The 15652-nt window shown below is 45.8% G+C and carries 16 protein-coding genes and 1 pseudogene; 3 read left to right on the forward strand and 14 right to left on the reverse strand.

Annotation, left to right across the window (positions count from 1 at the left end; all coding sequences use genetic code 11):
* Window positions 1–9 precede the first annotated feature (9 nt).
* Entirely contained in the window at window positions 10–1362 is a 1353-nt protein-coding gene (locus tag HYN49_RS02795; RefSeq protein ID WP_108902702.1) for a DUF5689 domain-containing protein, read from the forward strand.
* Window positions 1363–1418: 56 nt separating this feature from the next.
* Entirely contained in the window at window positions 1419–1898 is a 480-nt protein-coding gene (locus HYN49_RS02800; protein WP_108902703.1) for a lipocalin family protein, read from the forward strand.
* A gap of 46 nt (window positions 1899–1944) precedes the next feature.
* Here the strand turns inward: HYN49_RS02800 and HYN49_RS02805 are convergent, their stop codons facing one another.
* The 5 genes and pseudogenes from HYN49_RS02805 to HYN49_RS02820 form a co-directional block, all read right to left on the reverse strand.
* Window positions 1945–2313 (reverse strand): DUF2752 domain-containing protein, encoded by a 369-nt coding sequence (locus HYN49_RS02805; protein ID WP_245892240.1) that lies wholly within the window; start codon window positions 2311–2313, stop codon window positions 1945–1947.
* Window positions 2314–2383: 70 nt separating this feature from the next.
* Window positions 2384–2770 (reverse strand): DUF4234 domain-containing protein, encoded by a 387-nt coding sequence (locus tag HYN49_RS02810; protein ID WP_108902705.1) that lies wholly within the window; start codon window positions 2768–2770, stop codon window positions 2384–2386.
* A 42-nt stretch (window positions 2771–2812) separates the two neighbouring features.
* Window positions 2813–3229: a VOC family protein gene (locus HYN49_RS15285; RefSeq protein ID WP_394336405.1), complete on the reverse strand. Its 417-nt coding sequence runs from the start codon at window positions 3227–3229 to the stop codon at window positions 2813–2815.
* Window positions 3224–4171, reverse strand: a pseudogene (locus HYN49_RS02815) (2-hydroxyacid dehydrogenase); the annotation flags it as partial. The pseudogene HYN49_RS02815 and the gene HYN49_RS15285, both read right to left, overlap by 6 nt.
* Before the next feature lie 129 nt (window positions 4172–4300).
* Window positions 4301–5233, reverse strand: a complete 933-nt coding sequence (locus HYN49_RS02820; RefSeq protein ID WP_108902707.1) for a 1-phosphofructokinase family hexose kinase — start codon at window positions 5231–5233, stop codon at window positions 4301–4303.
* 128 nt (window positions 5234–5361) lie between these two features.
* Here HYN49_RS02820 and HYN49_RS02825 point away from each other — a divergent pair, with 128 nt between their 5' ends.
* Complete coding sequence (locus HYN49_RS02825; RefSeq protein ID WP_108902708.1) at window positions 5362–6327, forward strand: helix-turn-helix transcriptional regulator; 966 nt, start codon at window positions 5362–5364, stop codon at window positions 6325–6327.
* 152 nt (window positions 6328–6479) lie between these two features.
* Here HYN49_RS02825 and HYN49_RS02830 read toward each other — a convergent pair whose 3' ends face one another.
* The 9 genes from HYN49_RS02830 to HYN49_RS02870 all read right to left on the reverse strand — a co-directional run bounded on the left by HYN49_RS02830 (window position 6480) and on the right by HYN49_RS02870 (window position 15645).
* Window positions 6480–6968, reverse strand: a complete 489-nt coding sequence (locus HYN49_RS02830; RefSeq protein ID WP_108902709.1) for a DinB family protein — start codon at window positions 6966–6968, stop codon at window positions 6480–6482.
* Between the two features lie 159 nt (window positions 6969–7127).
* Entirely contained in the window at window positions 7128–8558 is a 1431-nt protein-coding gene (locus HYN49_RS02835; protein WP_108902710.1) for a TolC family protein, read from the reverse strand.
* Window positions 8551–11718, reverse strand: a complete 3168-nt coding sequence (locus HYN49_RS02840; RefSeq protein ID WP_108902711.1) for an efflux RND transporter permease subunit — start codon at window positions 11716–11718, stop codon at window positions 8551–8553. The genes HYN49_RS02835 and HYN49_RS02840 overlap by 8 nt, the downstream gene beginning before the upstream one ends.
* 25 nt (window positions 11719–11743) lie before the next feature.
* Window positions 11744–12826 (reverse strand): efflux RND transporter periplasmic adaptor subunit, encoded by a 1083-nt coding sequence (locus HYN49_RS02845; protein WP_108902712.1) that lies wholly within the window; start codon window positions 12824–12826, stop codon window positions 11744–11746.
* Window positions 12827–12933: 107 nt separating this feature from the next.
* A complete protein-coding gene (locus HYN49_RS02850) occupies window positions 12934–13320 on the reverse strand; it encodes a hypothetical protein (RefSeq protein ID WP_108902713.1) in 387 nt (128 codons plus the stop codon).
* A gap of 99 nt (window positions 13321–13419) precedes the next feature.
* On the reverse strand, window positions 13420–13620 hold the full coding sequence (locus tag HYN49_RS02855; RefSeq protein ID WP_108902714.1) for a hypothetical protein: 201 nt from the start codon (window positions 13618–13620) through the stop codon (window positions 13420–13422).
* 34 nt (window positions 13621–13654) lie between these two features.
* A complete protein-coding gene (locus HYN49_RS02860) occupies window positions 13655–14392 on the reverse strand; it encodes a hypothetical protein (RefSeq protein WP_146185037.1) in 738 nt (245 codons plus the stop codon).
* Between the two features lie 74 nt (window positions 14393–14466).
* On the reverse strand, window positions 14467–14865 hold the full coding sequence (locus tag HYN49_RS02865) for a hypothetical protein (protein WP_108902716.1): 399 nt from the start codon (window positions 14863–14865) through the stop codon (window positions 14467–14469).
* Between the two features lie 39 nt (window positions 14866–14904).
* Window positions 14905–15645, reverse strand: a complete 741-nt coding sequence (locus tag HYN49_RS02870) for a hypothetical protein (protein ID WP_146185038.1) — start codon at window positions 15643–15645, stop codon at window positions 14905–14907.
* Window positions 15646–15652: the final 7 nt, after the last annotated feature.

Consider the following 15652-nt stretch of genomic DNA (forward strand, 5'->3'; position numbering starts at 1 on the left):
ATAATAATTATGAAAACAACAATTTTAAAATCAGTGCTTTTTGTGACGCTTGCTGCCGGATTCAACAGCTGCGTCAATGACGATGACTATGCTATTCCAACAATGGAGTGTACTGAAACGAACCTTGTAAAGACCATCGAAGTATCTGCCGTGCCTTTTGGAACATTGGCGCAGTATACCGCTGACGATGTGATTGAAGCATACGTAACTTCAAGTGATGAAGGTGGAAATTTCTTTAAATCCATCTCAATGCAAACTTTGGACGGGTCAAAAGCTTTCAGCGTGCCTGTTGATGCTTCTTCGACTTTCGTGAACCTTGAGCCGGGAAGAAAAGTATTTATCAAATTGAAAAACCTTTATACTGATTCTCCTCAGACTTCAGGCCCTATCGGACCAAGGATTGGTGGTATATATGTGACCAGTTCAGGTGCCGCTTCAGTAGGAAGGCTTCCTGAGTCACAGTTCAAGGAAGCGGTTGTTCGCTCATGTACGGTAATTGATGAAGAAACTTTAGTAAAGCCTGTAACCATCCCGCAACTTTTGGCTAATAACGATTACCTTAATAAATTAGTGGAACTTGACAATGTACAGTTTTCAGACGCTGCTGTTGGAAAAACTTACTATGTTGAGGGAGCAAGCAATACAATCGGTGGTGCAACAAACCATTCTTTGACAGATTTTTCAGGAAACTCTATTGATTTCAGGACAAGCAGCTTTGCTAATTTTGCAGGAAAAATTGTTCCATCAGCAAGCGGGAAAGTAAGAGGCGTTCTGACCAAATACGGTTCTGGATACCAATTCATGGCAAGGACAGAAAGGGATATTAAATTGACCGGGCAAAGAGTGGTGGCTTTTTATTACGAAGATTTCCAGGAGTCTGTTGACAATACAAACTTCAACTACGAAGGCTGGACAAATGTGGCTACTTCAGGAACAAAACTTTGGAGAGAAGAAGCATTTTCAGGAAATGGCTATGCTGAATTCAGTTCATTTGGCTCAGGAAATGCTTTAAATGTAGCATGGTTGGTCACGCCTGGAATTGATATGGATGCCCACACAGGAGAAACCATGTTGTTCAGGACTGCACAACACCATTTGGATGTCAATTCAGACGCGAATTCATTAAAAGTATATGTATCCAGCGATTTTACAGGAAATCCTGCTACTGCAACATGGATTGAAGTTCCGGTAACTCTGCCAACTATGGATACTGCATGGTATGCTTTCGTCGGATCAGGAGGCGTTGACTTGTCTGGCTACACAGGAACAATCCACATCGGATTTAAATTTACAGGTTCAGGAACTGACACTACATTGGATGGCGCTTTCCAGATTGATGACCTGAAAATCCTGGGTAACTAAAATATTTATTAAATAAAGGCTGTTCTAACAGGCAGCCTTTTACAAAAACAATAAAGATGAATAAAAAAATCATATCCCTTACAGCCATTTTACTTTGCTTCTTAAGCGTAAGTTTAGTTTCGTGTGAAAGCGATGATGAAGGTGGGAACTATGTTTCGCCTAATTATGTTGCCGCGACCTGGAATCTTACGGCTATCGGGGCACTAAATGCGAACAGTACATTAATTTATGAGCCTGTAACAGAAGGGTCTTGTGACAGGCAAACGCTTATCGCTAACGAAGATTTGACATTCACCAGAAACTTTTTCGTAACAACTGATGGTGTATGTGCGCCAAAAACAGTTACCGGAACCTACCTGCTGGATCAGGGCAATATCGTAGCTACTTATGTTCCTGAAGGAATGACAGAAAGTACGGCAATCACTTATGATATCATCACGCTTTCAGATGTAACGCTCGAAGTCGCTTATACGGATGCCGTTTCTCACGAATTGGTGTTTTTGAAATACGCGAAATCGGTTCCGTCGGTGAACTAACGGTATACAGAATTTATTAAAAAGGCTCCTTAACCGGGAGCCTTTTTTATTTCCATGCAGATTGCCTCAGGATATCATCCCAGCTGTTCTCCATTACAAAATGAATTAGACGGATAAAATGATACACCGCCAATGTAATCCCAAGTCCATAAGCCAGTTTGCGGTTGTAAAGCCATTTGCCGAAATATTCCTTCCCCGTTGCCAGTTCCGTCGACAAAACCAAAAGCGTCACGATACTGGCCAAAATCACAAACGGCCCGAAAATATGGTAGTGCATGCTTTTCCCGAAATCGCCCGCGTACAGATACACCAGCGATTTGGTGATGCCGCAGCCGGGACACGGGAAACCCGTCAGCAATTTAAACGGGCACAGCGACTGCGCCGACTCCAAATGGTTGTCGGCATTGTCAAGCATAAAAAAAAACGGAACTGCCAACGTTAATAACGCTCCGGCAATTCCGTAAATTTTTCGCTTTATGCGGATATTATTTGTATAATTTGTTGATGTCACCCTGTACAATCATTGCAGCGACCATAGGAACAAGAAGCCCTAAAATCAGTAATAGCGTTGCATCATCTTTTTGCGGAACCCCGGCACGACGGTATACATGCGGCAAACCATCTTTTCCAGCGAGGTAATAAAAATACATGTTCACAGGCGAGCAGCATCCGGCAAAAATAGCGACCGGCTGCGAAATCACTTCCCTTTCAGCAACCGCATTCAATACGTCGGCCACTTTAATGTTCCAATAAATCAGGTAAAGCCCGCAGGTTACGATTCCCAACAGCAAAACCGCTACGGGATCAACTTTAAAATAAGGGATGTTTGGTGGCTGTGGTGTATTCCAGCTTTCAGTAGTATTCACTTCCATAAATGTTTGGTTTTGGTTATTGAGTCTATAAAAATAAATAATTTATTGAAACGCGCTGTCTTTTGGTTCCCAAAGTTCGATTTTATTTCCTTCAGGGTCCAGGATCCATCCAAAGTCCCCATAGTCAAAACGTTGTACTTCGCCAACAACAGTCACGCCTGATGCCTTTAATGCTTCCAACAGCAAATCCAGATGATCCACCCTGAAGTTCTGCATAAATGATTGCTCGGATGGTTCAAAATACGTCGTATCATCCTTAAACGGCGACCATTGCGTCATACAATCATTGCCCTGCGCATCTTTCCACCAGAAAGAACTTCCGTAGGCATCGGTTTTCAGTCCGAGGTGCTTGCCATACCATGCCACAAGCGCTTTCGGGTCTTTTGATTTGAAAAAAATCCCGCCAATTCCTGTAACGCGTCCGATGTCATTTTCAATTTGGCTTTCGCCGAAATACAAAGCTTTGATTTTATCGGCAATCACCTTTGCCAATTCCTGATGGCTTTCAAATGTCCAGCCCGCGATGTGCGGTGACAACAATACGTTCTCCGCGTCAAGCAGATACTGGAACGCTTCAGGAACATTATGATCCTCAAAAAGATGTTCAAACGAACTTTTCTCATATTCCAGGACGTCGAGTCCGGCACCCAGGATTTTTCCTGATCTTAATGCCGAAACCAAATCGGCCGTTACGGCATTCTTGCCCCGGGAAGTATTCAGCAGCCAAAATGGTTTTGTAAATGTGTTGATGAAATCGGTATCGACCATCTTGTCCGTCTGCGGCGTCCACGGGATGTGCAGGCTCAGCACATCGGCATTTTGCTGCAATGCTTCCAATGAAACCTGCTTCGCATTGGCATCGCCTACGCCTTCGAGAATATCATAACACAAAACCTTTACATCAAAACCGCGTAATTTTTTCGCAAATGACTTTCCCATATTGCCATAACCAATGACCCCGACCGTTTTACCATCCAATTCGTGGCCACGGTTCGCTTCGCGGTTCCAGTGTCCGGAACGGATTTCGCGGTCGGCTTTATTGAGCTTATTGAAAAGCGACAACAGCATCGCCAAAGTATGTTCGCCCACGGCATTGCGGTTGCCTTCCGGCGCGGCAATCAGAGCAATCCCTTTTCGGGAAGCATAATCGGTATCGATACTTTCCAGGCCGGCCCCTACCCGCGCGATGAATTTCAAATTGACCGCCTTATCCAGGAAATCTTTGTCAATCTTAAACCGGCTGCGAATGACAATGCCCTGATAATCGTGGATTTTCGTTTCGATGTCTTTTTTTGCAGATGTAAAATCTTCGTGGTTGGTAAAACCCGTATCCTGCAGCTGCTGCATTAAAATGGGGTGGTTGCTGTCGAGGTGGAGGATTTTGATTGATGATTGGTGCATCACAATGATTTTGTTTTTCAAATTTAATATTTTCAGAAGCTATTCCCGCTCTCCGCTGTATCTTTTCTTTTTTAAAGAAAAAAAAGAAAAGGATGCCGCTGCGATCGGGGCTAGGGTTTAGCCCACAAATCACTTCCTGCCCAGCCATTCAAACAACCGCCGCGCATCGTCCGCTTTGAACAACTGCGTCCCTTCATTCATCGTCGCAGCCGAGCCGCAGGCCACGCCCCAGCGGATGACCTCCTGCAACGGTTTCCCCTCCGACAATGCCCATACCATACCACCTACCATGCTGTCACCCGCACCGACAGTACTTTTCTTGGGTACATTTGGCGCGGGTACGAATTCGGTAATGTCTTTCGTGACGAGTACCGCGCCCTGCGGCCCCAAAGAAACGACTACAATTTCAGCCTGGCCTTTATCGATGAGCGTCCTTGCGGCATCATCGGCTTCGTCGGCATGGATTTTTTCCACACCCACAAGTTTTGCGAGCTCGCCGACATTCGGTTTGAGGAGGTAAACTCCGGTTTCCAAAGTCTTTTGCAAGGCTTCCCCTGACGTATCGGCGATAAACTTTATTCCCGATGCTTTGGCGATGGCCGCAATTCTCTGGTAGAATTCCGGTGGCATGCCTTGTGTTAAGCTGCCGCTTGCAACAAGATATTTTGTCTTTAGCCCTGAAACCGCTTCTAAAATCTGTTGCTGCTCCGGCTCGGAAAGTGTTTCGCCCGAAAACCCAAAACGGTATTGAGAATTGGTGTTTAAGTCGAGTGCAATCAGGTTTTCGCGCGTGGCATTTTTTACCGCAATGGCATGCGTTTCAATTCCTTCCTTTTGTACTAAAGCTTCCAGTTGTTTTCCCGTATCGCCTCCGGAAGTGAACACGCACAAGGATTCCCCACCGAGCCTGGCAATAGCTTTAGACACATTGATACCGCCGCCGCCGGCATCAAAACGCGGGTTTTTGCATTGGATTTTCTGTTCGGGCACAAGCCCCCTGAATGAAGTACTCTTATCAAGCGACGGATTCACGGTCAGGGTGACTATATCAAAATTTTTCATAGCGGTTTATTTCTACTAAAGTTCGGATAAATTCTCTCGAAATCAAAGCGGGTTTTAAAAAACGAGGAAGAGCAACCGTCAGAAAACTTTGCTACCTTGCATCCTGAATTTTGCACCCAGCACCAAAAATGTACGACGAATCACCCAAACGCTTCGACCGCATCATCGCCATCCTGATCCAGCTGCAATCCAGGAAGATTGTACGCGCACAGGACCTGGCGGATCGTTTTGAAGTCAGCCTCCGCACCATTTATCGTGACATACGAACACTCGAAGTTTCGGGAGTACCGATTTACAGCGAAGCCGGGATCGGGTATTCGCTGATGGACGGGTACCGCCTGCCACCCGTAATGTTTACACGCGAGGAGGCGCGAAGCTTTATTGCTGCCGAAAAACTGATGCAGCAATTTACCGATAAGGAACTCGGTGACCATTACGCTGCAGCGATGTACAAACTTAAGGCGGTGCTGAAAAGCGCAGATAAAGACCTCGTCACCGACATGGAGTCAAAAGTACTGATCCGCAACAGCAGCCCGGCTTTCAACCAAAAAGCGCCAAACGCGCTGGCATCCGTCTTCCGGAGCATTGGCGAGAAAATGCAGGTGGTTTTATTGTATGAAGGCATTGAATCCAATGGGCCGTTGGAACGCGTCGTTGAACCCGTGGGCGTATTCCATGAGAACAACAATTGGTATATTTTCGGGTATTGCCACCTGAGGAAGGACTACCGGCAGTTCAGGACGGACAGGATCCATGACATCAGGATAACGGATGACGCGTTTATGTTGTCGCATAATGCGTTGGAAACCTACCTGAAGCATAATAAGGAGGAAAACCTCACCAAAGTCGTTATCCTCGTCGATAAAAGTATCGCACGATATATCAAAGGCGACCGCCGTGGTTATGGCTTTGTTTCTGAAATTGAAAAAGAAAATGAAGTTGAAATGACTTTTAAAAGCCGTGACCCACAGCATGGCTTTGCCCGTTGGTTTATGATGTTCGGGGATTATGCGACGATTGTGGAACCGGAAAGCCTGAAGGTTCGCATTGTGGAACTGCTGACACTAAGCCTTTCGAAACTGGAAAATAATTAACCCGTCCTTTTCAAACCGCAAGGCACGCTAAGGTTTCGCGTGGCAAAAACATGGCTGTCATTGCGTTCCCATTGTGTCCGTTGCGGTAAAATATATGATGCTCGTTAGCTGTAAATAAAAAATCCCGGAAGCGAACTCCCGGGATCTGCAATTTATCTTTCCCAAAAAAACGGTGGTTCAATGCCAAGGCCTCGCAAATACACATACATCTGTCCGCGGTGGTGGATTTCATTGTCCACGAAATACAAAACACTGTGGATGATTGGCGAATTGTACTGCCCGAAAAGGTTGAATGTTTTACTGAAATCTTCAGACGGAATCTGCGGGAAATAATCGTTGATGATGGCCGTCGATTTGTCCCATTGCTCAAGGAACTGTGCTTTGGTCGTTAGTGCATTCCCTGCTTCCTCATAAGGTTTTTCGTCGCGCTCCACGATCGCTTTGAGTGCGGGTGCTCCGATGGCAAGCAATTCCAATGTCAGTTGTGACGCAGTGCGCATCCCTCCTATCGAATAGTCAAAAAAGTCTTTCTCCGGAAATGCGTCTATCACGCGGCGTGTCAGTTTGCGGTGGCCCTGCCAGTGGGTCAGCAATTGTGACGGAGTGATAATTTGTACGGTTTCTGCTGCTGTTGCATTCATAATATGAAGTTTTTAATGATTTATAGTTCAAAGGTAAAAGGGGGAAATGACAACAGTATGTCAGCAGGAATTGACAATGTAAAATAAATTCAGGTTTCTGAATAAAAACCAAAAAATCCCGACATCACTGCCGGGATTTCCTTCAACTGTAAACTAAATCTATTTCCAACCCCCACCCAAATCCCTGTAAATATGGACCACAGCATTCAACTGCTCCTTTTTGGTTTCAATCAATTCGAGTTTGGATTCCAGGGCATCGCGCTGCGTCATCAGCACCTCGAAATAATCGGCGCGCGCTGATTTGAACAGGTCGTTAGCAATGTCAATCGATGAATCCAATGCGGCAACCTGCTCTGACCGCAACGCATAGCTTTTGCTGAGATTATCTATTTTTGAAAGTTGGTTCGATACTTCAAGGTAAGCATTCAATACGGTACGCTGGTAATTGTAAAGGGCCTGCAACTGCCTGGCATTGGCACTGTTGAATTCGGCTTTGATGGCGTTGCGGTTGATCAACGGTGCAGCGATATCACCGGCAAGCGAATACAAGACAGATTCCGGGAACTTCAGGAAATACGAAGGCCTGAACGCCTGTAATCCCACCGCGGCAGAAATGTCGAGTGATGGGTAGAATTCGGCACGCGCAACCTTCACATCCAGTTTTGCTGCCGCGAGTTCGAGTTCGGCTTGCTTGATGTCCGGACGGTTTTCCAGCAATTGTGCCGGAATCCCGGAACTGACTGCTGACAGCGATAGTGACGTAAAATCGGGCTTGTCCCTTTTTATGTCCTGTGGATAGCGGCCCAACAGGAAGTTGATCCTGTTCTCGGTTTCCTTAATTTGCTGCAGGATTTCGTATTCCATGCTTTTGGAAGCGGCTACTTCGGCACGGAATTTCTGTACAGCCAATTCCGTAGCACGCGCGGCTTCTTTCTGGACTTTTACGATATCCAGGGCATTGTTCTGCAACCCGATGTTCTGGCGTACGATATCAAGCTGGCTGTCAAGTGAAAGCAACTCATAATACGAATCGGCTACTTCGGCAATCAGGTTTGTCGTAGCAAAATTCTTTCCTTCCACGGTAGCCAGGTACCTGCTGACAGCCGCTTTTTTGGAATTCCGTAATTTTTTCCACACATCGACTTCCCAATTCGCATAAGCGGCCAACGTCAGATCGGTCAAGGGATCGGGCATTTCCATACCCGGAGTAATCTCTGTAGAAGCGTCACCGGCACCCTGGCTGGTGTAACGCCCTACTTTTTCCATACCCGCACCAGCCTTTACGCCGACGGTCGGCAACAAAGCGCCTTTTCTTATGCGGATGTCATTCTTTGCAATCTCGATCTCCTGTTGCGTGATGTTGAGTTCCTGGTTGTTCTTCAGCGCAACGTCAATCAAATCCACGAGGTTTTGGTCGGTGAAGAATTGCTTCCATGGCTGTGCCGCGATATTCAGCGTGTCTGTATTCGTATTGTAGGACAGTGGCACCAAGGCTTTGGTGTCTTCCGTAGCAACCGCCGGTGCCTTGCAGCCGATTACGGCCAGGCAAATGGACAGCGGGATGAAGTAATATAATCTGGATTTATACATTGTTGTCGATTTCTTCAGTTAATGGATTTTCTTCTTCATTTTTGACGAATTTGGTCTTTTCGGAAATGGTGGCAAAAATATAATACAAGCCCGGAATGATGATGACCCCGAAAATCGTACCCATCAGCATGCCGCCGAGTGCCGCCGAACCGATGGTACGGTTCCCGACCCTTCCCGGACCAGTGGCAAATACTAAAGGAATCAATCCCGCAACGAATGCGAACGACGTCATCAGGATCGGGCGGAAACGCGCCACGGACCCTTCAATCGCAGCCCTGAATACGGAATCTCCGGCACGGTGCCGCTGTACTGCAAACTCCACAATCAGCACGGCGTTCTTTCCAAGCAAACCGATCAGCATGACCATGGCGACCTGGGCGTAAATGTTATTTTCCAGTCCGCAGATCATTAGCAGCAAATAAGCTCCGAAAATACCCGCGACAAGTGATAATATCACCGTCAGTGGCAAAATGAAACTTTCATATTGTGCTGCGAGGATCAGGTAGACGAAGGCGAGGCAGATCAGGAAGATGTATATGGCTTCATTGCCACGCCCGACTTCATCCTTCGAAATCCCGGCCCAATCGATCCCAAAACCCCGCGGGAGTTTTTTCGCAGCGACCTCATTGATCGCGTTGATGGCCTGGCTGCTGCTGTAACCCGGCGCCGCCTGTCCGCTGATTTCAGAGGCATTGTACATATTGTGCCTTGTGATTTCAGACAATCCGTAAACTTTATCCATTTTCATAAAGGCCGAAAATGGCACCATTTCATCGCGGTCGTTCTTCACATACAACTTCAGGATATCCTCTGGCAGCGCACGGTATTCCGGCGAAGCCTGCACCATCACCTTGTATTGGCGGTCATATTTGATAAAGCTGATTTCGTAATTACTTCCGACCAATGTTGCCAAGGTATTTGTCGCGTTTTCTATCGTAACGCCTTTCTGCTGCGCGATGTCATTATCGATATGAAGCATGTATTGCGGGAAACTTGCGCTGTAAAATGTAAACACCGATGACAGTTCCGGGCGCTTGTTCAGTTCCTTTACGAAATCATTGCCGACGGTTTCCATTTTCTTATAATCACCAGAACCGGCCTTGTCGAGCAAACGCAATTCGAATCCGCCTGCCGCACCATAGCCAGGGACAGCAGGAGGCTGGAAGAATTCAATTGTCGCTCCTGCAATGTCCTTTGATTTTTTCTCCAGTTCTTCGATGACTTCCTGTGCCGAATGGCTGCGTTCGTCCCAGCTTTTCAGGTTGATGAGGCAGGTCCCGGAATTGGCGCCCGTACCTTCCGTTAAGATTTCATAGCCTGCAAGGGAGGAAACTGATTTTACATCAGGCATTTTCTGGGCGATCCTTTGCAGTTTTTCTGCGATTTCATTGGTCCGTTCCAGAGTGGCTCCGGGCGGGGTCTGGATTACCGCATAAAACATGCCCTGGTCTTCATTCGGGATAAAGCCTGTAGGGAGTGAATTGTTCAGGAAATAAATGCCTGCGCAGAAAGCCATCAGCATTCCGAAAGTGATGGCGCGGCGGTTAACGATTTTGCTCAAAAGCGACGTATACCTTCCAGTAAGCCCGTTAAACCAGTTGTTGAAACCGTCGAGCAGCCTGTTTAAAGGTGTTTTTTTGCGTGGCTTTCCGTGTGTGCTTTTGAGCATCATCGCACACAAGGCTGGTGTCAGCGTCAAGGCTACCACACCCGAAAGGATGATCGAGGTAGCCATCGTAATCGAAAATTGCCTGTAAAAAATCCCAACCGGGCCCGACATGAACGCTACCGGAATGAATACCGCCGCCATGACGAACGTGATCGCGATAATCGCACCGCTCACTTCATGCATTGCCGCTTTTGTCGCCTTCAGCGGTTTGAGGTGCTTGGTCTCCATATTGGCGTGGACGGCTTCAATCACTACTATCGCGTTGTCCACCACAATTCCGATGGCAAGTACCAATGCAAATAAGGTAATCAGGTTTAGTGTAATCCCAAAATAGGACATAAAGATGAACGTCCCCACGAGCGATACCGGTACAGCTATGGCCGGAATCAGCGTTGAGCGCCAGTCGCCGAGGAACAGGAATACGACCAGCCCTACCAGCAGGAAAGCTTCGACCAAAGTGTGCAGCACCTTTTCGATCGATGCATCGAGGAATTTTGACACATCATAACTGATCTCGTAATCCATGCCTTTCGGGAACGAGCTCGCCTTGATTTCGGCCAGTTTTGCTTTTACATCTTTAATAACCTGGCTGGCGTTGCTGCCGTAAGACTGTTTTAGCACGATGGCTGCTGATGGACGTCCGTTCAGGTTTGAGTAGATATCATACATCGAGCTTCCGAATTCGACATTCGCCACATCCTTCAGGCGCAGGATCTCGCCGTTCGGGCTGGCCTTGATGACGATATTATCGTACTGTTCTTTTGTCGTAAACCTGCCCGGGTATTTAAGCACGTATTCAAAAGTTTCCGATCTCTTACCCGAACTCTCCCCGGTTTTTCCGGGTGAAGCTTCGAGGCTTTGCTGGCTCAATGCTTCCATGACCTCATCGGCTGAAATCTTGTAGGCGAGCATGCGGTCCGGCTTGAGCCAGATGCGCATGGCATATTCCCGGTTCCCGAGAATGTCCGCATCGCCTACGCCATCGACCCTTTTCAATTCGGAAAGTACATTGATATCGGCAAAATTGTATAAGAATTTCTGGTCGGCACCCGGGTCTTTGCTATATAAGTTGACATATAACAGCATGTTCGATTCCTCGCGCGTGATTTTTACACCTTCACGCACCACAAGCGGCGGGAGCTTGTTCACTACCGACGCGACGCGGTTCTGGACGTTCAGCGATGCCTGGTTCGGGTCTGTGCCCAGGTTGAAAATGACCTGTATCGAAGCCTCGCCATCATTACCGGCATCGGAGGCGATGTATTTCATGCCGGGCACGCCGTTGAGCGCCCGCTCGAGCGGAATCAATACCGATTTGGTCATCAGTTCGTTGTTCGCGCCGGGATATTCTGCGGTCACATTCACTTTTGGCGGTGAAATGGAAGGAAACTGGGTTACGGGCAGCTGTATCAGGGCAATCGCTCCCAAAAACAATATCATCAGCGATATCACGATAGACAGTACCGGCCGCTGTATAAATTTATTAAACATGGCTTAATTTTTTAGGGGATTAATGCTACTCTGCTTTAAGTCTCAAATGGGAAATGACTTCCTTGGGCTGCACATACGTAAACTGGATCTTGTCGTCATCCTTTACCGTTTGTACGCCATCAAGCAGTATGCGGTCGGTTGCGGAAATGCCGCTTTGCACTACGTATAAATCGGGGAGCTCCCCCTTGATGGTGATTTCGCGTGACCTTACCGTATTGTTCTTATCCACAACAAAGACATACATCTTGTCCTGGATCTCATAAGTCGTTTTCTGTGGGATGATCAGTGCGTTTTTAACGGGAACAGTCATCATCACTTTGCCGGTCTCGCCGTTGCGCAGCAATTTGTCAGGATTTGGAAACCCGGCGCGGAATGCGATGTTTCCGGTTTCGTTGTCGAATTCCCCTTCAATGACTTCCACTTTTCCTTTGTATTTTAAAGGTTCGTTGTTGGCCAAAAGCAATCCGACTTCGTTATTGCCGCGGTCTTTTATATTGGTCTGGTAGCTGATATATTCCGGTTCCGACACGTTGAAGTAGGCGAACATGCGGCTGTTGTCTGAAAGGCTAGTGAGCAGTTCGCCCTCATCGATGAGGCTGCCGAGCTTCAGTGGAATGCGGTCGATGGTTCCGGCAAAAGGCGCGCGGATTTCGGTAAAGCCCAAATGCAGTTTGGCAAGTGATACTTCGGCTTTCGCCTGGTCCAGTTTGGCCTGCGCCATCGCCTGTTCGTTTTTAGAAACGACATTTTTATCGGCCAGGGTTTTGGCGTTCTGGAGTTCGATGGTGGCGGCTTTCGCTTCGGATTCTGCCTTCAGCAATTCAGCCTGGTACAGTTGCGGCATGATCCGGAACAGCAGTTGCCCGGCCTGTACCGACTGGCCTTCATCCACATAAATATCCTGCAGGTATCCTTTTTCCTGCGCGCGGATTTCGATATTGCGCACCGATTTGATCTGGGACACATAGTCTTTGGTAAACGACGTGTCTATCACTACCGGGCTTGTTACGGTAAACTTGCCGGTTTCTTCTTTTTCTTCTTTTTTAGTGGTACATGAAATCGTACACAACAGGGCTATAACGCCCGAAAACATTACATTTCTGGTCATAGTATTAATAAAATACGGGGAATTAATGATTTGGATTTTTGAGATAAATCAGGACATGCGGGTATCAACCTTCCGAAAACGAAATGTCAATCACCGAAAAGCTGTTCTCAAATCCTTAAGACCCTGAGCGTAATGTAAATGGGGGAAGTATGGCCGATGATGGCCGGGGAAATATATAACGGCGTGTGACCGGATGCTTTTTGCGCGATGAATTGAGCAGGCCGCGGATGGCATACTGCGTAGTGGTTTGTAAAGGATTTGCCTGTATGGTCGTCTTTCGCGTTGCCGGTACCGGAAAAATCTTCATCGGTGTCTGAATCGGTATCTTCGAAGAGGTTTTTGTCCAGGTCGGCTGCCGTGAATTGCTGTAGTGTATGGATGGTTTTTGCAGACTCCGTATGGATTTTCACTGCACCATGGGTATGGGCATGCGCGGCATTCCCTCCGAAGGACAGGAAGGCAACAACAGACAATATGAAATACAGCGCTCTCATTCGGGCGGTAAAATAACGGAATATTGAAAAAAGATGTAAGGACGATAACGAAAAATTAACAGAAAACGGTTTCGCTCGCCGTCTATTCTCATGTTCCAGCTATTCTTTTCGGGTTTTCGTGGTTGCGGAAACAGTGGTAAATAAAATAATGAATAACCAAATGAGGTAGTTTGAAACATCCCTTAATTCCGGTATTTTGTGGCCTGCACCCAACGAAAGGGAATAATACACAATCCTCAGGATGATTGCGATAAGGAACAGGATTCCTAGACCAATGTACTTTTTTCGGTTGTTTTGCATGGTGTTTTGGTTACGTGCTGCAATTTGCTGATTTTTACCACCTGATGTTTGACCCTTCTCGTACGCGTTCCCAATTAGGATTATATTTTTGAAGGTACTCCTCGAAGTTTTTCTCGTGCATTGCGCCATAAAGGATGACAATTTTTTTTTCCGGAGCGATTGCGACTAATCGACTTAAATGCTCATTCCGGTAATGCAAAACGAGGCCGTCCATTTTTTTGCGGTCAATCTTCCGGCAGCGGTATTTATCATTCAATTTGGTTTGCCAGTCACATTCACTAAGCTTTATATTGCCGTTTTTCTTTTCAAAGATACTGACCAATTCATCAATGTGAAGGTCTGCATTTATATCCGTGACTTTATCGACGCCGGTATTCTGGGCAGTCTGTCCTATAAAACCTTTTACAGCAAACTGTTTCGTGCTTTTATTGTTTTTGTCGGCGTAGTTATTTGGAACCATGCCGATAATTGTCCGAAACTTACGTAGTATCGAATCCCTACGCGTGCTGTCAATTGATTTTGACATTTCGACACCTTCATAATAAATTGCATACCCCTTCATCCTGAATGAATCTACAAGAGTCTTTATCCTTGCAAATTTTTCCGGTTTGTTGACGTGTGCCATAGGAATAAAGCGCACATCTTTCTCGCCATCCCTGAAATGCCATACCATAAATGTGGCATTGTAATTATTGATCACCACTTTGGTCATCATTCGTCCGCAAGCGAAGACCGTAAAAGCTATAAAAGAAATAAGTAACCATTTTTTCATATTACAAAGATTAATAAAAGCCGGGATCCCTAAATTCCCGGCTTTCGTGATTGTATAAAAATAACGGAAAGATTTTACTCTTTCTTTATCGTAATGATGACATCGTCATCAAATTTGTACTCGCCTTTTTTGTAAGTTTCCTTGTTGGCGAGTATGACCTCATAAGTATAGATGCCTTTGGGCAGGTTGAAAACACACTCCTTACCATCGTTTTGGACGACCATTTCTTTTTTGATGTCATTGTCTGCGCTGTCTTTACCGTCGAGTTTAAAGGTGATCTTCTCCGTGAGTTTGTTCTTTACGCATACGCTTTCGATGGTTTTACTGTCCTTCTTCGGATCGGACTTTGCTACTTTGAGGATGCTGAGGCCGCCTAACAAAAGTTCTCCGGCTTTGAGGGTTTTGTCAAGGTCGGATTGGGGGAAGCAGATTGTGGGGAAGATAAATAGGAGTGTATAAAGAAAAGTTTTCATGGCGTGGAAGTTTTGATGTTGTTGTGGCGTGGTGATTATTTATTTAGAGGGTTTTCGGTCAGACGTATATACATACTTCCATGTTGAATCTTGTTCCTTTAAAAGTTTTTCAACACCATATTGGTGACCCGCCCCATAAATCAATAGTGTTTTTTTAGAATTTGCTTCATTTATCTTTTGAAGAATTAGACGATTTCTTAATACCACCATTAAATAATTGTTTTTCGCTTGATCGATTCTAGAACATTTATATTTGCTGTTAAGATCCGCTTTTAAGTCGCAATCATTTAAGGTAATTTCGCCTTTTTCTTTTTCGAATAGGTCAATCAAATTTATCAAGTCGAAATCGGCTCTGATATCCTTATCTGTATCAATCCCAGTATTTTCATTAGTTTGGGTCACTATGCCTTTAATTTTAGGAACGCCGGTTGTCTTATTTTTTTTATTGGTATAAGGGGAAACATAGACACCAGTAATTTTCTTGAACTTCCGTAAATATTTATCAATTTTTAAGCTGTCATTGTTTATGTAATCCAGCGCCAGACCTTCATATAAAATTATATATCCATCCTGTCTGAGACTATCAACTTTTTTCTTAACATCGGCATAGAAAGTAGGTTTGCCAATATGAATCATTGGCATGAAAATCAAATTTGATTTTCCATTTGAATATTGATGCATATATGCATTCTTATGTATAGAAAGATAAACTCTTGTCATAATAGGACGACATGATAATGCCATCCAGGTAAGGGAAATCAAAATGATAATTTTCTTCATATAGTTC

This window comes from Flavobacterium pallidum, from assembly GCF_003097535.1.
In the GTDB taxonomy this organism is placed as follows: Bacteria; Bacteroidota; Bacteroidia; order Flavobacteriales; family Flavobacteriaceae; genus Flavobacterium; species Flavobacterium pallidum.